This is a genomic window from Glycomyces tenuis DSM 44171 (assembly GCF_000427885.1).
GTDB lineage: Bacteria > Actinomycetota > Actinomycetes > Mycobacteriales > Micromonosporaceae > Glycomyces > Glycomyces tenuis.
Genome location: NZ_ATYW01000002.1, coordinates 342,243 through 360,153 on the forward strand (window position 1 = coordinate 342,243; position 17,911 = coordinate 360,153).

Consider the following 17,911-nt stretch of genomic DNA (forward strand, 5'->3'; position numbering starts at 1 on the left):
CCGTGACAGCCCAGCCACCCGCCACCACCGCAGAAGCACCCACCGAGACCGCCGCCATCCAGCGGCGGGTCCTGACCGTCCTGTTCGGCACCCAGGTCCTCGGCGGGCTCGCCGTCGGCATCGGCATCGCCTTCGGCGCCCTGCTCATCGAGGACATGACCGGCTCGAGCACCTACGCCGGGCTCGCGCAGAGCCTCTTCGCCGGCGGATCGGCGCTCATCGTCATCCCCGCCGTCCGCATCACCGAGCGCTTCGGCCGCCGCGGCGGCCTCCTCTTCGGCTACCTCTGCGCCGTCGCCGGGACCGCCGCCGTCGTCACCGCGATCGTCCTCGACACCGCCGCCCTCGCCATCGGCGGCTACTTCCTGCTCGGCAGCGCCTCCTACGCCGGGCTCCAGTCGCGCTACGCCGCGGCCGACCTCGCCCCGGCGAACAAGCGCGGCACGCACCTGTCCACGGTCGTGTGGGCCGCGACCATCGGCAGCGTCGCCGGGCCGTCCCTGGCCGCGCTGGCCGAACACGGCTGGAAGGGCTGGCTCGGCGGCCCCGACTACGTCGGCCCCACCGTCGCCATGGGCGTGCTGTGCCTGGCGACCGCCGCCGTCCTGTTCGTCTTCCTGCGCCCCGACCCGCTCCTGACCGCCCGCGAGCTCTCCGGCGAGGCCGCGGCCCCGAAGCGCTCGGTCGCCGACGGCCTCCGCATGGCCCGCGCCAACCCGACCGTCCGCACCGGCGTCATCGCCGCCGCCCTCGGCCACTTCGTCATGGTCGGCATCATGGCCATGACCGCCCTGCACATCAAGCACGGCATGGCCGACCCCGCCGACGCGCTCACCGTCGTCGGCCTCATCCTCGGCCTGCACATCGGCGGCATGTACGCCTTCTCGCCGATCATCGGCAGGCTCGTCGACCGCTACGGCTCCAGGCCGGTCCTGCTGGCGGGCGCCGTCCTCCTCGTCGCCGCCTGCACCCTCGCCGGCTCGGCCGCGGTCGACGACCACGTGCGGATCAGCGCCGGGCTCGTGCTGCTCGGCATCGGCTGGTCGTCGATGACCGTCGCCTCGGCGTCCATGGTCACCGGCGCCGTCAGCCCCGCCGAGCGCCCGTCCACCCAGGGCTTCTCGGACATGGTCATGGGCTTCGCCGCCATGGGCGCCGGCGTCGCCTCCGGCCCGATCGTGGAGTACGCGAGCTACGGCATGCTCAACGTCTTCTGCGCCGTCGTCGTGCTCGTGGTCGTTCCGTTCTTGTCGGGCAAGGCGGCCCGGCCGCGGGAGGAGAGCGCCTAATACCCGAAGGCGGTGGGCGCGTTCTGGGCGGCGTCGACCGGGACGACCGCGCCGTTGACGGCCCGGGCGCCGTCCGAGAGCAGGAAGGCGATCACCGCGGCCACGTCGCTCGGGTCGACCAGGCTGCCGCCGGGGAACTCCCGCTGGAACGCGGCGTACTCCTCGGGCCGCTCGATCCGCATCCGGTCCCACTTGCGGTCGGGCACCAGCATCGACCCGGGCGCGACGGCGTTGACGCGGATGCCCTGCGCGCCGAGCTCCTGGGCGAGGATCGCGGCGGCCTGGTTCAGCGCGGCCTTGGTGGCGCCGTAGGTCAGGCCCGGGGCGGGCTTCGCCCCCGAGATCGAGGACACCAGCACCGCCGAGCCGCCGGTGCGCTGCAACTGCGGCACCGCTGCGCGCAGCGCCGTCATGGCGCCGACCACGTTGACGCCCAAGGTGTACGCCCAGTCGTCGGGGGAGGTGTCCTTCAGGTGCGTGCCTCTGGCGCCGCCCACGTTGGCCACGATGCCGCTGAAGTCGCCGAGTCGCCGGCCGGCCACGCTGACGAACTCGACGAGGGTCTGCTCGTCGACCACGTCGAGGGCCCGCGTGAAGACCGGCACGTCGAACTTGCCTCGCAGCCGCTCGGCCTCCTCGTTCAAGCGGGCGGCGTCCCGCGCGCACAACGCGAGCGGCGCCCCGCATGCCGCGAGGAGGTTCGCCGTCGCCAGGCCCAGACCGTGGCTGGCGCCCGTGACGAGCACGGGCCGATCGGAGAAGTCGTAATCGAAGTTCACCTCTCCATCATGGCTTGTCGTGTCACGCCGTCCGACGGCTACTCGAGACCGGCGAAGAAGTCCCACATCGCCCGGCTCGCCCACACCGGCTCGGGCCGGTCGGGCGAACCGAACCACTGGTGGCCGCCCTGGACGCGGTAGAGCAGCGCGGGAACCCCGCCCTCGCACGTCCACGACTCGGCCGTGTAGCCCTCGGTCTCCTCCACGACGCCGTCACTGGAGCAGCCGCCGGCCTCGAACCACAGCTCCAGCCCTTGCATGCCGGACTCCAGGTACAGCGAGTCGTCCTCGCCGACCAGCGCCACCATCGGCACCGGCGCCTCCAAGCCCTCGACCGCCTCGTAGACGCCCCCGGTCCCGGCGGGCACCAGCGGCGCGATCGCGGCGACCTCGCCGGACAGGACCGCGCTCGCCGCCAGCGTCATGTCGCCGCCGTTGGAGATGCCCGCCAGGTGGATCCGCTCGGGGTCGGCGCTCCAGTGCTCGACCAGCGTGTCGATCAGGTCCGACAGGAACGAGGCGTCGTCGCCGTCGGCCGATGCGTCCCACTGCTCGTTCGGCTCGGACGGGTAGACGGCCATGAAGCCCTCCCGCTCCGCCAGGACGTCCATGTTCGAGGCGGTGCGCATGCCCCAGCCCGAGCCGGGCCAGCCGTGGAGCACGATCACGGTCGCCAGTTCCGCCTCCCCTTCGGGGCAGGGGAAGCTGAGCGAGTAGGCGTACTCGCCGAGCGGTTCCTCGTCGACGACGGTGAACTCGCCGGTCTCGCATTCGGCGGCGGCAGGGCGTGGCTCGCCGCCGTCGGTGCAGGCGCCGGCGGCGAGGAGCAGGAGGGCGGCCGCCGCGCCGATCAGGGGTCTCATCATGGGAGCGTAGCTCGCTCCACAGTGGGACTTATGAGAGGGCATCCATCGTAATCGATCTCTCCATGGTGCGAGCGGGTTGTCCAGCCGTCCGGCGTAGATGAGGCTCTCCTCCTGGTTCTCCAGGTTCACCATCTGACGGTTGTTCTTGAGCTGCAATCGGTTCAGACAAGAGAGCCCGAAGGTCTCCTCGAACAGGTCGAAGCGGGCGAACCGCTCGGCCAGCTCGGGGTGCGCGGCCTGGTACCGCTTGATCACCTCCGCGGCCGTGCGCCAGAAGTCGCGCTCGTCGAGCACGCCGTCGCCGTGCAGGATCGCCGACAGGAACCGCAGGAAGCAGTCCACGACGTCGGTCAGGATCGCCAGCGTCCGCACCTCGTCGGGAATCGGGCCCTTGATGCGCTCGGCCTCCGGCGGCACCGGCACGGACTCGTCGAAGATCGCCGCCTCCTCGCCGATGTCCTTGAGGAACACGCGGGACACCCGCCCGTAGCGCAGCCCCAGGATCACGTTCTCGCCGTGGGGCATGAACGCCAGCCCGTACTTGTAGAAGCAATGCACCAGCGGCACCAGGTACGCCTCGAGATAGCGCCGCAGCCATTCCTCGGGCGCCTGCTTCGCGCGGGCGATGAGCGCCGAGACGAACGGGCGCCCCGAGGCGTCGACGTGCAGCAGCGAGGCCATCGTGACCGCCCGCTCCCCCCGTTCGAGGTGGGGGACCGGGCTTTCGCGCCACAGCGCCGCCAGCATCTTCCGGTACGGCGAGCCCTTCGGCGCACCGACCGAGTAGGCCGGGTGCCGGTAGCCGACCGAGGCCCGCTCGCGCAGGACCGTCACACCCGACTGCTTCAAGGTCGGGTCGCCGTGGACCAGGTCGGCGATGAAGTCGTTGATGGCGGGCGTGACCTCCATGTACTCGGTCGACAGGCCCCGCATGAAGCCCATGTTCAGCACCGACAGCGCGGTCTTGACGTAGTCGGCCTCGGGCCTGGAGCGGTTGAAGAAGGTCCGGATCGACTGCTGCGCCTGGTATTCGTCCCTCGTCTCGCCGAGCACCACCAGCCGCCCTTCGGCGAGCTCGGCCGCGAAGGTCGTCGAGATCTTGTTGCGCCACTGCCACGGGTGGACCGGGATGAGGTGGACGTCGCCGAAGGTCAGGCCGCGGCCCGCCAGCACCAGCGCGAAGCGGTCGCGGGCCTCCGAGTCGAGCTGGGTCTCCAGCAGCCAGTCGCCGGGGAGCTCGGCCGAGGAGGCGAACATCGCGTGCCGACGCAGCGCCGCCAGCCACAGCAGGCGCACGCCCGCGCCCGTCTCTGGCGCGAAGGCCAGGTAGTCGTCCGAGGTGAAGCCGAGCCGCCCCGATCCGGCGACGAAGCACGGGTGCCCGCCGGTCATGGCCGCCTCGACCTCCTGGAAGTCGGCGTCGACGAGCTCGGCGGCGCTCGGCTGCGGCACGGCGAGCTGGTAGGCGCCGCGGTTGACGGTGCTGGCGATCTCCTCGAGGTAGACCGGGAGGATCTCCTCGCTCAGCCCCAGCTCGTCCTTGAACGCGATGAAGAACCGCGCCGCGTCCAGCGGCAGCTCCTCGCCGTCCTCGCCTCGGCGCCACAGCGACTCGGGGTCGACGGCCCAGTGGTCGAGCGCGAGCCGCTCGGCCTTGAACAGGTACCGTTCGCCCCCGCTCGCGAGGACGCAGTAGTCGCCGACCTGGGCGGGCGCGAGCAGCCGCTCGTGCGCGAACTCGCCGATCGCCTTGGCCAGCAGGGCCTTGGTGGCCCGCCGCCAGTGCTCGGGCCGGAGGTGCTCGGTGGGGCCGGTCATGGCCTGACTCCTCTCGCGGCGGACCGCTCGTAGTCGCTCGGGGTGCAGAAGCTGAGCAGCGCCCGCTTGTCGCTCAACCGGACGGTGCGCTCGGCGCGGAAGCCGACCCAGTCGTTGAGCCGGTGGATCGGGGTGTTCGTCGCGTCCGGCTCGACCACGACGCGCCTCGCGCCGAAACCGTCGAACAGCAGGTCCATGACGGTGATCATGACGCCCTTGGTGAAACCGGGGACCGGGGCGTTCGTCGGCGCGGTGAGGACGTGCATGCCGACATCGCCCTCGCGCACCTCGTAGACGCCCGCGAGCTCGGTGCGCGCCGGGTCGTAGACCTCGACGAGGAACGAGGAGCGGTACCGGTGCGCGCCGAGGAAGGCGAAGTGGTGGTCCGAGGCGGCGATGGCCTCGTGCTCGGCCCACACGTCGGTGATCGAGGCCTCGGCCATCATCCAGTACCGGCACTTGGGGTGCGTGACCCATTCGTGGAGCAGCGGGGCGTCGGCGGCCGGGTCCACCGGGCGCAGTGCGAACTCGCCGAGGCGAGCGTCTCGGCGCTTGAACCTGTCGGGGGCGCGCATCATGCGGTCTCCTCGGGCGCGGCGAACTCCTGGAAGGCGACGCGCCGCTCGATCGGGTAGACCTCGCGGCCGGTCATGGCGCGGATGATCCACGAGTTGCGGTAGGCGGCCATGCCGAGGTCGGGCGTGACGAAGCCGTGCGTGGACAGCTCGGCGTTCTGGACGAACACCTCGCCGCGCCCGGCGGCGTCGACGCTGTAGTCCCGGCGGGCCTCCAGGCGGCCGGTGGCGTCGAAGCGCAGCCGGTCGCGGACGCCGTCGAGGAACGCGGGCGTGGTGCTGCTGTAGCCGGTCGCCAGGACGAGCCCCTCGGTGCGCAGCTCGAAGTCGCGGTCCTGCTCGTGCTGGCGGATGCCGAGGACGAACCCGTCCTCGGTCCTCGCCTTCTCGACGGTGCAGTTGGTGAGCAGCCGCGTCGCGACCTCGCCGTGCTCGACCTTCTTGCGGTACAGCAGGTCGTAGATCTCGTTGACGAGCTCGGAGCTGATGCCCTTGTAGAGTCCCTTGTGGGCCTCGTTGAGCTCGTCGCGCTTCGGCCCCGGCAGCGCGTTGAAGTAGTCGACGTAGTCCGGGCTCGTCATCTCCAAGGTCAGCTTGGTGTACTCCAGCGGGAAGAACCTCGGCGAGCGCGTCACCCAGTTGAGCTCGCAGCCGCCCGGTTCGAGGCCGTCGAGCAGGTCCAGGTAGATCTCGGCGGCGCTCTGGCCGCTGCCGACCACGGTCACGGCCCCGCACCGCCGCAGCCGCTCCCGGTGCTCCAGATAGGACGAAGCGTGGCAGACGGTCTCACCGGACAGCCCGCGGCACGCCGGAGGCACCCACGGCGGCGTGCCGGTGCCGAGCACCAGACGGCGCGCGAAGTCGACCCGCTCGCCCGCCGGGCCGGCGCTGCGGACCGCGTAAGCCCCGCCCTCGCCGTCCCATTCGACACCGACCACGTCCCGCTCGAAACGCAGGTTGCCGAGTCTGCCCGCGGCCCACCGCAGGTAGTCCTGGAACTCGGCGCGCAGCGGGAAGAACGACTCGCGGATGTAGAACGGATAGATCCGCCCTTCCTCCTTGAGGTAGTTGAGGAAGGAGTACGGCGAGGTCGGGTCGGCCAGGGTCACCAGGTCGGCCATGAACGGAACCTGCATGGTGGTGCCCTCGATGAGCATCCCCGGATGCCAGTCCACCGACGGCTTGCGCTCCAGGAAGATCCCGTCGAGGCCCGCGACGGGCTCGGCGAGGCAGGCCAGGCCGAGGTTGAACGGCCCCAGGCCGATCCCGATGAAGTCGTGCATACGCGGTTCGGACATCTAGGCCCCCTGGAACTTCGCGCCGTGCCGGGCGAGCGCGTCGAGGACGGAGACGATGTCGCCGAGGGTCGTCTCGGGGTTGAGCAGCGTGAGCTTGAGCGCGGCGCGGCCATCGACGCGGGTGGCGGCGACCATGCCCTCGCCCGCGGCGGCGATCGCCTCCCGGGCCAGGCGCTGCACATCGTCGCCGCCGCCCTTGAGGCGGAACAGGACCGTGGACAGCTGCGAGGCGGGCGCGGCGGTCTCGAAACGCGGATCGGCCTCGAGGTGCGCCCAGGTCTCGGCCGCCAGCTCGCAGACCCGGTCGAACATCGAGCCGAGGGCCTCGGGGCCCAGGACGCGCAGCGTCATCCACAGCTTCAGCGCGTCCAGCCGCCGCGTGGTCTGGAGGCTCTTGTCGACCTGGTTGGGGAAGAGGGCCTCGGCCGGGTTGAGGTAGTCGGCGTGGTGGGTGACGTGCCGCAGCGCCGAGCGCTCGCGCACCAGGACCGCCGAGGAGCTGACCGGCTGGTAGAACGACTTGTGGTAGTCCACGGTGACCGAGTCGGCGCGTTCGATCCCCTCCACCAGGCTCCTCCTGCGCCGCGAGACGAGCAGCCCGCAGCCGTAGGCGGCGTCCACATGGAACCAGACGCGGTGCGCCTCGCACACTTCGGCGATCGCCCCGAGCGGGTCGATCGAGCCGAAGTCGGTGGTCCCGGCGGTGGCGATGACGCCCGCGGGCACGAGCCCCTCGCCGCGGCAGGTCTCCAGGGCCGCGTCGAGCGCGCCGGGGTGCATGCGGAAGCGGTCGTCGGCCGGGACGGTGACCACGGCGTCCTCGCCGAGCCCGAGCAGCCTGGCGGCCTTGACGACACTGAAGTGGCTGTGCGGCGAGGCGAACAGGCGCAGCCGGGGGAGGACCTCGACGCCCCGCAGCGTGGTCTCGCTGTTCTTGACGACGGTCTCGACGGCCTCGTCGCGGGCGAGCAGCAGCGCGTGCAGGTTCGACTGCGTCCCACCGGAGGTGAAGACGCCGTCGGCGTCGGCGCCGAAGCCGATGCGCCCGGCGGTCCATTCGATGAGGCGCCGTTCGATGAAGGTGCCGCCCGCGCTCTGGTCCCAGGTGTCCACTGAGGTGTTGACGGAGGCGAGGACGGTCTCGGCGGCGACGGCCGGGAGCGCGACCGGGCAGTTGAGGTGGGCGAGGTAGCGGGGGTGGTGGAACCAGACGGCGTCGCGCAGGTAGAGGTCGCCGATCTCGTCGAGCGCGTCGCCGAAGCCCGGCAGGGGGCGGTCGAGGTCGACCGCGTCGACGGCGGGCGCGAGCTCGGCGGGCGTGATGCCGGTCCAGGGCCGGTCGACCCGGGCGAAGCGTTCGGCGATCCTTTGGGCCACTTCGGCCATGAGCTCGCGGTAGGCCTCGGCCGAGTCGCGGTTGAGCAGTGCGGGCGCCCCGGTGGGGGAGTCGGGCGGTGCGGGGCGGAGTTCTGCGGCGCTGGTCGGCACTGAGCCACGTCCTTTCATGACCGGCCGGTCTCGACCGGGAGGATGACGCAGGTTAGCCTAACCTAATTCTCGGATGAGCAGAAGGGCTGATCCCAGATGGTGATGTTCTCCACGCCGCAGGACGAACCCGCCCAAGATCAACTTGACTGTGCCACAACGAGACCACCCACGGTGACGAGCCGACGGCCACTCGAGGCGCGAACGAGGCGACCCGCTGCGGACTACGCTCCCCGCCGCTCGGCGATCCAGTCCTCCACGACCCCCGTCATGGTCTCCAGCGGCATCGACCCGCTCGACAGGATCCGGTCGTGGAAGTGCCGCAGATCGAACGCCGAACCGAGCTCGGCCCTCGCCCGCTCCCGCAGCAGACCGATGTGGCGGCGCCCCACCATGTACGCCAGCGCCTGCCCCGGCCAGGCGATGTACCGGTCGACCTCGTTCGCGATGTTCACTTCGGACAAGGCCGTATTGTCGCGCATGAACGCGACCGCCCGCTCCCGCGACCACCCGAAGACGTGCATCCCCGTGTCCACCACCAGCCGACACGACCGCCACGCGTCGAACGAGACCATGCCCAAGCGCGCCAGATCACCGCTGTAGAGCCCGATCTCGTCGGCCAGGCGCTCGGTGTAGAGCCCCCAGCCCTCCCCGAACGCGGTGACGTACGAGAAGCGCCGGAACAACGGCAGACCCTCGAGACGCTGCCCCAGTGCGAACTGGAGATGGTGCCCGGGCACGCTCTCATGGAACGCCAGCGCCTCGTACTCGAACCGCGACCTCGTCTGCGGCTCATAGGTGTTCACCCAGTGCACCCCCGGCCGGGACCCGTCCAGCGCGGGCACCGTGTAGTACGCCAGCGTCGAGCCCTTCGCGGCGGCCTCGGGCACCACCCGCACCTCGCAGGGGGCGATGTCGTAGTCCAAGAACGCCTCCGGCAGCGCCGCCTCGGCCCGCCGCAGCGCCTCCGCCACGTCCGCGACGATGTCCTCGGCGCGCTCGTACCGCAGCGACAGGTCGCCGCGCAGCCGCGCGATCACCTCGTCGGCGCCCCCGGCGCCCAAGGCCCTCACGCCGATCTCGGCGAACTCCTCGCGCACCCGCTCGACGCCCTCGAGTCCGATTCGGTGGATCTGCTCGGGCGTCAGATCCGTGGTCGTGAACTGCCGCGCCGCGGCCAGGTATCCCGCCTCACCGCCGGGCACATGGCAGACGCCGACCCGCTCGTCCGGCCGCGCCGCGGGCAGCAGCTCCTCCTCCAGCGCCGTGCGCCAGCGCCCCAGGGCGGGACGGACCCGCCGCTCGACGAGCTCGGCGGCCGAGGCCCGCCACCGCCGCGCGTCGACGCCGGCCGGCTCGGGCCGCAGCAGCGCATCACCCTCGATCGGGCTCGCCAGGTAGTCGTCGATCTGCCCGATCGCCGCCAGCGTCCCGTGCCGAGTCTGGTGCCGCCCTTCGCTCCCCGCCTGCCGGTACCGCTCCAGGACCGCGTCGAAATAGTCGCCGAGCCCCGCGAGCCGCTCCAGGTAGTCCCGGCTCCGCCGCTCGCTGTCGAGAGCGGCGTTCGGGATCGCCGAGAGCATGCTCGAGACCACCCCGGCGATCGAGGCGGTGACCCCGACCTCGTGCAGCGCCGCCTCGACCACGCCCCGCTCGTCGCGCACCAGCCGGTCGAGCATCGAGCGGGTGATCCGGTCCTGCCCCTCCAGCGACGCGGCGTCGACGCCGGCCAGGGCGTCCCCGGTCTCCGCCAGATCCGCGAGCCGCTTCGCACTGCCCTCCCGGCTCGGGTCCGGCAGCAGGTGGTCGTACCCGGCGATCCCGTAGACCGTGGCCGAGACGGGATTGGCGGCCAAGCGCAGATCGAAGTAGCGCCGGGCGACGGCGGCGAGCTGGGACGCGGACATGAGGCTCCTTCCCGAGACGTCGCCTGCGACTCTAAGCGCCGGGCGGACCTCGGGCAAGCCCCTTCGCCGAGGTCAGTACTTCTTCGCGACGGCCCGCATCAGCTGAGCGTAGGCCCAGCCGGTGAAGTTGTCGCCGTCGTCGACCTCCGAGCCCTCGGCACGCCGCATCTTGAGCACCGCCGCCGAGGTCTTCGGGCCGTAGTCGCCGTCCACCTCGCCCGGGTCGTAACCGGCGTACCGGAGCGTCGCCTGGAGCCCCTTGACCCTGTCGCCCTTGTCGCCCACCTGGAGTCCGATCACGTCTCCTCCTCCGAACTCGTCCGTCAGCCCCCACGGGCCGGTGTCGTCGTACGGGCCGGTGCTCTGGCCGTCCGGCCCGACCCCGACCGACACGTGCATGTGCGCGGTGTGGGGATTGGACCCGCCGTAGTGCCGCCACCCCTCGTCGGCCCTGGCCTTCGACCAGATCCGGCGATCCCAGATGATGTATTTGACAGCTCGATGGGAACGGCGGCGCAGGTGCTCGGCGAAGGCGTGCATGTCGGCGCCGCTGCCGGGATCGTGCGTGAAATCCGCCGCGCACACCACATCGTTCGCGTTGGGGTTGTGGCCTAAATCAGACGCAGTACCCTGATGAGCTTCATCGCCGATCGTCCCGTCGCTGGCTTTGGAGCGATTCGGGGCGACGGCGTTGATCTCATCTCGGAGAACCACCAGGCTCTTCGCGAGTCGCCACGCCATAAGACCACCTCCTTCCAGGTCCGGCCCGTGCACACGCGGGCAATGGTCGTGAAGGTGACGCCGTACTGACTGGCCAGGTCTTCATAAGACGACCCATCCTGGTCTCGCGCGTGCCGAATCGCGCGCACCACATCGGGAGTGAGCACCCTCCCGCGAGGCCGCATCCGGTCCCGTTCCCAGGAGTCGTTCACGTTGTCCTGAATGGTGCCGGGTTCCAGGTGATCGGGTCGGACGCAGAGCCGGTCATCGCAGGAGTGGCGGAGGACGGAGGCGTTGTCGTGCGAGTACCCGCAACGGCGCCACGAGTAGATGGGCGCGAGCATGATTCGTTTCTCAGGCGACGGTCCGACTATCTGGCCGTACCCGTATGTGTTCACTGCGCCCTTCCAGAGCCAGCAATGCTCCGTCTCGATGACCTTGTCGAGGAAGCGGAGGTCCGCGCAGACGGCGCGGCGGCCGACCGGTGGTTGCCTGCCAGTGCGGCAGACGCAATCGTTCCACGCGCATGAGCCGGTGAATAGGGTACGATCGCCCATTACGGGAACCTCCTGAATAGGTTGTCCGTCATGCCCCGGGAGCGTTGGCGCGCTCGCCGGGGCCTCGCAGTCTTCTTGTGCGGTTGTGGCAGTTCAGGCCTCAGCCTCGTCCCCCGATGGCGCCGTCCGAGGGCGTCGAACAAGCTGCGATCGTGCCCTTGCGACTTCGGAACATCGGACGTGACCGCCCATTCATATGGTAAAGGAGTAGAACTCGTGATACAAGATCGAAGGTTGAAACAGAACAAATAGGACTCAAAGGTAATGCTTTGGGGCGCAAGGGGATCCAAGTAAGCGGGGCGATCTGGGAGGCAGCGGGAATTCACCCGGAAGGGTAAGCCGGGCAAGCGGATTCGGTGGTGCGAGGCCTGTCGGGCGCCTCAGTACCCGTCCGGCATGTCGGTCAGCTCCGAGTCGAGGTCCTCGACGCATTCCTGGAGGTCTCCCGAGTGGCCCTCCTCCTTGCACTTGTCGTCGACGGCGTCGAAGACCAGCACGTACATGAGGACCGCCACCGCCAGGGCGAGCACGCCGAGGATGATGCCGGTGAGCGACATGCCCCTGCCCGCGTGCCGCTTGCGGCCGGTCACCAGGCCGACGATGCCGAAGATGATCGCGATGACGCCGAGCGCGAACGAGATGAGGTTGACGACGGGAATGAACGCCAGGACCAGGGCGATGATGCCCAGGACGAGGGCGGTGACCGCGAAACCGTTGCCGCGTTTCGGCTCGTGTTCGTGTCCCGGTTCGCGCGAGTACTCGCGTCCTGGCTCTCGTCCGGGTTCGTCGGGATCGGGCGTATAGGCCATGCGGACTCCCTGGCTCGGGTCGTGAGCTGCGGTCGGACCTGCGTGAGTCTATGGCACGCACACGGCCCCACGTGCCGTTTTCACCGCAAGAGGGCCGCGCTCACCGATCCAGGCCGAGGTCGCGCCGGGGGTCGCCGACCATGGTCGCGGGGTCGACGATGCGGTCGAAGTCGGCCTCGTCCACGCCGAGCGCCACCGCGGCCTCCCGCAGCGTCGTGCCCTCGGCGTCGGCCTTGTGCGCGATCTCGGAGGCCCTGTCGTAGCCGATGTGCGGGCTCAGCGCGGTCACGAGCATCAGGGACCGTCCCACGTGGCCCGACACGCCGTCCTCGTCGAGCTCGGTGCCCTCGACGCTGTAGACCCTGAATTTCTCGCAGGCGTCGGCGAGGATCCGCGCCGAGTGGAGGACGTTGTCGACGACGATCGGGCGCATCGTGTTGAGTTCGAAGTTGCCCTGCGACCCGGCCGCGGCGACGATCGCGTCCTCGCCGATCACCTGGTGGCAGACCATCAGCATCGCCTCCTGCTGGGCCGGGTTGACCTTGCCGGGCATGATCGAGGAGCCCGGCTCGTTGGCCGGCAGCCGCAGCTCGTGCAGGCCCGAGCGCGGCCCCGAGGCCAGCCAGCGCATGTCGCCCGCGATCTTCATCAGCGCCACCGCCGCGCCGCGCAGCCCGGCCGAGACGGCGACCATGCCGTCGAGCGAGCCCTGCGCGGCGAACTTGTTCGGCGCGGTCCGGAGCGGCAGCCCGGTCAACTGGGCGAGCCGGGCCGCGATCACCTCCCCGAAGCCCTCGTGGGCGCCCAGGCCGGTGCCGACGGCGGTGCCGCCCGCGGCGAGCTCGCCGATCCCCTCGAGCGAGCGCTCGAGCCTGGCGCCGGCGTCGCGCAGCTGCGTGGCCCAGCCCGACCACTCCTGGCCGACCGTCAGCGGCGTCGCGTCCTGGAGGTGCGTGCGGCCGATCTTGACGACGTCGACCCACTGCACCGCCTTCGCCCAGATCGCGTCGGCGAGGGCCTCGAGCTGTGGCAGCGTCTGGTCGCGGACGGCCAGGAGCGTCGCGATGTGCATCGCGGTGGGGAAGCCGTCGTTCGAGGACTGCCCCATGTTCACGTGGTCGTTCGGGTGGACGAGCCGCTTGGCCCCCAGCTCGCCGCCCAGGAGTTGGCTGGCGCGGTTGGCGATCACCTCGTTGACGTTCATGTTCGAGTGCGTCCCCGAGCCGCTCTGCCAGACGTAGAGCGGGAACTCCTCGTCGAGCGAGCCGTCGACGACCTCGTCGGCGGCCGCGACGATCGCCGCCGCCAGCGCCGGGTCGAGCCGCCCGGCCTCGGTGTTCACGAGCGCCGCGGCCTTCTTGACGTGGCCGTAGGCGCGGTAGACCGCCGTCGGCATGCGGTCCTCGCCGATCGAGCAGTGGATCAGCGACCGCTGCGTCTGGGCGCCCCAGTAATGCTCGGCCGGCACTTCGATCGTGCCCATCGAGTCGCTCTCGACGCGTACGCCGCTCGCGCCGGTGCCGATCGGCATCGAACGCAGTTCGGGCTGCTCGGACTCCATCACGCCACCTCCGGCCGGTAGACCGCTCGCCGTGTCGCTTCGCGGGCGCCCCGTCAGGGGCGTTCGCCGCGCTCCCGATCGTATCCCGGCCGGAGCGCACCGGTGCCGTCCACGGCTTTCGCGGCCTCGAAACGGCCGAGGCCGGGGCACCCGCTCAGGCGGGGCCGTTCTCGTAGGCGTCCTTGAGGCCCTGGAGGTCGATCTTCTTCATCTTGTACATGGCCTGCGTGGCGCGCACGGCGGCCTCCCTGTCGGCGCCGCCGACGTACCGGTCGGCCTCGGAGGGCCAGATCTGCCAGTTGATCCCCCACTTGTCGGCGATCCAGCCGCACTCGATCTCCTTGCCGCCGTTCGCGAGGATCGCCTCCCACAGGCGGTCGACCTCGTCCTGGCCGTCGCAGTTGACCAGCAGCGACATCGCGTGGTCGTGCTTGGCCGAGTCGTCGCCGTTGATGGCGGTGAACGACTGCCCGGCGAGCTCGAAGTTCACGACCATCGCCTTGCCGGGCGTGCCGTGGGCGTCCTCGAGGTACGGGACGGTGCCGGTGACCTTGGCGTCTGGGAAGAGGGAGACGTAGAACTCGACGGCCTCCTCACCGTCGCCGTCGTACCAGATGTTGGTGACGATCTTCTGCATGGTGTCGTCCTTCCGAGCCGATTCGACGCTGTGCGTTCCAGCGATTCGATTGCATCAGTCGAGACGAGGCGGCGGACGCGAATTCATCGTTTCCGCGCTGCCGGGGCCGGATTTCTCCGCACGCGCACGGACCGGTCCGGAGAAGGCCCTGGCCGCTCCGAGACGGGGAGGCGGAGCGGCCGGCGACGGCACCCGCCGACTCCGGTTTCCCGGGCAGTCCGCTGGATGCCCGCCTCGTAGAGCCTGCCGCAGGCGGTGGTGAGGAGGCCGCGGGACTGCTCCTTCGCGTCGGCGTCGCCGAGTGTCCCGCTCGAATCGCGGCAGCGCGGCTTGAACCGTTTCACCGCCGCCTCGGCGCACGCCGCCTGAGCGGCGCCCCGGCCCGGCTCGGACCGGTCGCTCGGAAGACACGCCTGTGACGCGCGGGCGAAAGCGATGCACTGTGGAGGACGCCGCCTCGCGGCGCGCTGAGCCGCGACATCTCTTGACATCGATATGTTCCTATGTTTATTATGGACGTCGCTTAACCGATTCAGTTCTCGGTTCCCCACCTCGGAACGAGGCGAACCGCCGGAGGCGGCGGCCGCATGGGCCGCGAGCCCGCCGTCCGATGACTCGCAGTCGATCACTCGAGCCCCGCCGGCACCACCGCACCGACCCCTCGAAGGAGACGCAAGTGCCTTTCTCTTCCGCCCGCGCGCCCAGGCGCGCGGTCATCGCCATGGGCGCCGCCGTCGTCGCGGCCTCGAGCGCACCGCTCGCGGCCGAGGCGCACGGGAACCGCCCCACGCCGGTCCGCATCGTCGACGACAAGGCGACCCGCGACACCCGCGCGCTCTTCCAATACCTGCTCGAGACGCAGGGCCAGGGCATCATGTTCGGCCACCAGCACGACCTCTCCCACGGCTTCACCTTCGAGACCCCCGACGGCGAGTCGTCCGACACCGTGGCCACGGTCGGCGACTACCCCGCCGTCTTCGGCTGGGACACGCTCATCCTCCAAGGCTATGAGAAGCCCGGCGTGAACGGCGGCACCGAAGCCGAGAACATCGAGGCCCTCAGCTGGGCCTTCGAACAAGGCGACGCGCGCGGCGGGATCAACATCCTGAGCGCGCACCTGCCCAACTTCGTCACCGGGGGGAACTTCTGGGACACCGAGGGGCGCGTGGTCGGCCAGATCCTCCCCGGCGGCGCGAAGCACGAGGACTTCAACGCCTTCCTCGACCGCATCGCCGCGGCCGCCAAGGGCGCCGAGCGTCCCGACGGCACCGCGATCCCGGTGATCTTCCGGCCCTTCCACGAGAACAACGGCGGCTGGTTCTGGTGGGGCGCCGGCCACACCACCTCGTCCGAGTTCATCGAGATCTTCCGCTACACCGTCGAGTACCTGCGCGACACCAAGCGGGTCCGCAACCTGCTCTACGCCTACTCGCCGAACTCGAGCTTCGGCGGCGACCCGGCCGTCTACCTCAAGACCTACCCCGGCGACCAGTTCGTCGACATCCTCGGCTACGACTCCTACGACAACTCCGCCGGCTCGCCAGAATGGCTCGACGGACTGGTCGAGGACCTCGCCATGGTCGTCGAACTCGCCGCCGAGCGCGGCAAGGTCCCCGCCTTCACCGAGTTCGGCGAGTCCGGCGAGGAGGGCCGCAACCTCCAGTGGTTCACCGACGTGCTGGGCGCCCTCAAGGCCGACCCGACCGCGAGCCGCGTCTCCCACATGCTCACCTGGGCCAACTTCGGCGGCGACACCCGCGCCTACGTCCCCTACCCGGGGCACGCCATGGAACCGGACTTCGTCGAGTTCGGCGAGGACCCGTACTCCCTGTTCGTCTCCGACCTCGAAGGCGTCTACGACGCCCGGACCCGCGCGGTCCGCAGCGAGCCGTTCATGCACCTGGTGACCCCCACCGACCGGCAGCGCGTGGCGGAGACCGAGACCACCGTCAGGGTGCGGCTCACCTCGGCGCACGCCCGGAAGATCACCTGCACAGTGGAGGACGGCCCGCCGATGGAGCTGTGCCGCGACGAGGACGGCTTCCACTCCGGCGCCTGGGAGATCGATCCGTCCTGGCTGGACGGCAACCGCTCGGTCACCCTCACCGTGAACGCCGAGGTCCGCGGCCAGACGCTCACCGACACGGCCCTGGTGCTCCTCGGCGAGGCCGAGCCGCTCCCGCCCGGCTGGATCGACGACTTCGAGGGCTACTACGGCGACAACGTGACCCTGAGCGAGTCCTACAGCCACGTCAACGCCAACACCACCACGCTCTCGACCGAGCACAAGGCCTCCGGCGCCTACGGCCTGGCCTACGCCTACGACTTCACCAGCGCCGGCTACACTGGCATCGGCAAGTCGGCCGGCCCGGACTGGACCGCCTTCACCAGCCTGCGGCTGTGGATGCGAGGCGACGGCTCCTCGAACGGCGCGACCTTCCAGATCGTGGCCGACGGCGCCTACTTCGAGTACAACGTGTCGCTGTCCGACACGGCCGGGAAGGAGGTCATCGCGCCGTTCAGCGAGTTCAGGCCCGCGCCGTGGGACACCGGCCACGCGGACGAACTGCTCGATGCCGCCCACCTCGCCAAGGTGACGGCGTTCAACCTCTACCTCGGCCACGGCACCGACGCCCAGACCACCGGAGTCGTCCACTTCGACGACATCCGCGCCGATTAGCGGGCCGGGGACGCGCCGCCGAGATCCGACGGGAAATCGGATACATGTCGTAATGTCATGAACGCTCGGCATGTCCCCGCCGCCGCGGGGGTCATCGATCCCGGCCGAGCAACACGAAAGCCGTTGTCTCAAAGTGAGACAACGGCTTTCGTCGTTCAGCTCCCCGAGATGGACTCGAACCATCAACCCTTCGATTAACAGTCGAATGCTCTGCCAATTGAGCTATCGGGGAAGGGGGCCTGCCGCGGTTGACACCGCGCGAACCGGATACGAGCGTACAGGATCGGCGCGTCCTCATGCCACGGGGGGCGGTGTGGTCTGCGTCCACCTCCCCGGCCCGCTCCCGGCCGCCGTTCGAACGCCGCCCCCCTGTGCCGAGCGTTACAAAACAGCTGCTCTGGCCTCGGTCGCGTTTCCGTCATGGACCGCCAGGGCATCCCCGCATGAGGCAGAATGACCGCTATAACGCGACAGCGCTAAGTGACGGCTCGTGGACTCGCCGAGGCGCACGGAAATACGGCCCGCGAGTCCACCGAGAGGGAGGCAACCATGCGCAAGTGGTATTTCATAGCCGGACTGGGGATCGGCTACATCCTGGGTGCCAAGGCAGGGAGGGAGCGCTACGAGCAGATCCTGGGCTGGACCAGGGAGGTCACCGGCAACGACAAGGTCCAGAACGTGGCGAGCACCGTCCGCGACCAGGCCGGCAAGGCCGCCAACGCCGCTCAGGACAAGATCAAGGGCACCAAGTTCGGCGACATCGTCGAAGGGTTCACCTCGAGCGGCGACGAGCCGCCCAAGGCCGAGCCCTGGGACTCGGCCGGCGTCACCACGCCGGCGCGCGGCAACCGTGAGATCCGGGAGGACGCTCCGGGGTTCTGACCCGCGCGACGAGCGGCGGGCGAGGCATCGGCCCCGCCCGCCGCTCGT

Annotated in this window: 12 protein-coding genes, 1 tRNA gene and 1 pseudogene; 3 read left to right on the forward strand and 11 right to left on the reverse strand. The window is 70.3% G+C overall.

From position 1 onward, the window contains the following. Positions 1 to 2: 2 nt before the first annotated feature. The gene (locus YWW_RS0104210) at positions 3 to 1,289 is read left to right on the forward strand and encodes an MFS transporter (RefSeq protein WP_026929118.1); all 1,287 of its coding nucleotides are present in this window, start codon (positions 3 to 5) and stop codon (positions 1,287 to 1,289) included. Here the strand turns inward: YWW_RS0104210 and YWW_RS0104215 are convergent. From YWW_RS0104215 to YWW_RS0104265, 10 genes and pseudogenes are all read right to left on the reverse strand, one after another. Then, on the reverse strand, positions 1,286 to 2,068 hold the full coding sequence (locus YWW_RS0104215) for an SDR family NAD(P)-dependent oxidoreductase (RefSeq protein WP_026929119.1): 783 nt from the start codon (positions 2,066 to 2,068) through the stop codon (positions 1,286 to 1,288). The genes YWW_RS0104210 and YWW_RS0104215 overlap by 4 nt on opposite strands. Positions 2,069 to 2,991: 923 nt before the next feature. Then, positions 2,992 to 4,752 (reverse strand): annotated as a pseudogene (locus YWW_RS28255) (IucA/IucC family protein); the annotation flags it as partial. After that, positions 4,749 to 5,330: a GNAT family N-acetyltransferase gene (locus YWW_RS0104225; protein WP_211228417.1), complete on the reverse strand. Its 582-nt coding sequence runs from the start codon at positions 5,328 to 5,330 to the stop codon at positions 4,749 to 4,751. The pseudogene YWW_RS28255 and the gene YWW_RS0104225, both read right to left, overlap by 4 nt. Next, a complete protein-coding gene (locus YWW_RS0104230) occupies positions 5,327 to 6,625 on the reverse strand; it encodes a lysine N(6)-hydroxylase/L-ornithine N(5)-oxygenase family protein (RefSeq protein ID WP_026929121.1) in 1,299 nt (432 codons plus the stop codon). Before YWW_RS0104230 ends, YWW_RS0104225 begins: the two co-directional genes overlap by 4 nt. Beyond that, entirely contained in the window at positions 6,626 to 8,131 is a 1,506-nt protein-coding gene (locus YWW_RS0104235; RefSeq protein ID WP_026929122.1) for a pyridoxal phosphate-dependent decarboxylase family protein, read from the reverse strand. A 203-nt stretch (positions 8,132 to 8,334) separates the two neighbouring features. Then, positions 8,335 to 10,017 (reverse strand): DUF885 domain-containing protein, encoded by a 1,683-nt coding sequence (locus YWW_RS28260; RefSeq protein ID WP_035704029.1) that lies wholly within the window; start codon positions 10,015 to 10,017, stop codon positions 8,335 to 8,337. A 72-nt stretch (positions 10,018 to 10,089) separates the two neighbouring features. After that, positions 10,090 to 10,758 (reverse strand): peptidoglycan-binding domain-containing protein, encoded by a 669-nt coding sequence (locus YWW_RS33725; protein WP_081687180.1) that lies wholly within the window; start codon positions 10,756 to 10,758, stop codon positions 10,090 to 10,092. 916 nt (positions 10,759 to 11,674) lie between these two features. After that, a complete protein-coding gene (locus tag YWW_RS28275) occupies positions 11,675 to 12,103 on the reverse strand; it encodes a DUF4190 domain-containing protein (RefSeq protein ID WP_051325358.1) in 429 nt (142 codons plus the stop codon). A 100-nt stretch (positions 12,104 to 12,203) separates the two neighbouring features. Next, positions 12,204 to 13,664, reverse strand: coding sequence for a class II fumarate hydratase (locus tag YWW_RS0104260; protein ID WP_026929124.1), 1,461 nt, complete (start codon positions 13,662 to 13,664; stop codon positions 12,204 to 12,206). Positions 13,665 to 13,818: 154 nt separating this feature from the next. Continuing rightward, entirely contained in the window at positions 13,819 to 14,301 is a 483-nt protein-coding gene (locus YWW_RS0104265; RefSeq protein WP_026929125.1) for a VOC family protein, read from the reverse strand. Between the two features lie 676 nt (positions 14,302 to 14,977). Here YWW_RS0104265 and YWW_RS0104270 point away from each other — a divergent pair. Continuing rightward, on the forward strand, positions 14,978 to 16,981 hold the full coding sequence (locus YWW_RS0104270) for a glycosyl hydrolase (protein WP_026929126.1): 2,004 nt from the start codon (positions 14,978 to 14,980) through the stop codon (positions 16,979 to 16,981). A gap of 159 nt (positions 16,982 to 17,140) precedes the next feature. Here the strand turns inward: YWW_RS0104270 and YWW_RS0104275 are convergent. Beyond that, positions 17,141 to 17,213 (reverse strand) — tRNA-Asn (locus YWW_RS0104275). A 317-nt stretch (positions 17,214 to 17,530) separates the two neighbouring features. On the opposite strand from YWW_RS0104275, the gene YWW_RS33735 reads away from it, so the two are divergent. After that, positions 17,531 to 17,863, forward strand: a complete 333-nt coding sequence (locus YWW_RS33735; protein WP_051325359.1) for a hypothetical protein — start codon at positions 17,531 to 17,533, stop codon at positions 17,861 to 17,863. Positions 17,864 to 17,911: the final 48 nt, after the last annotated feature.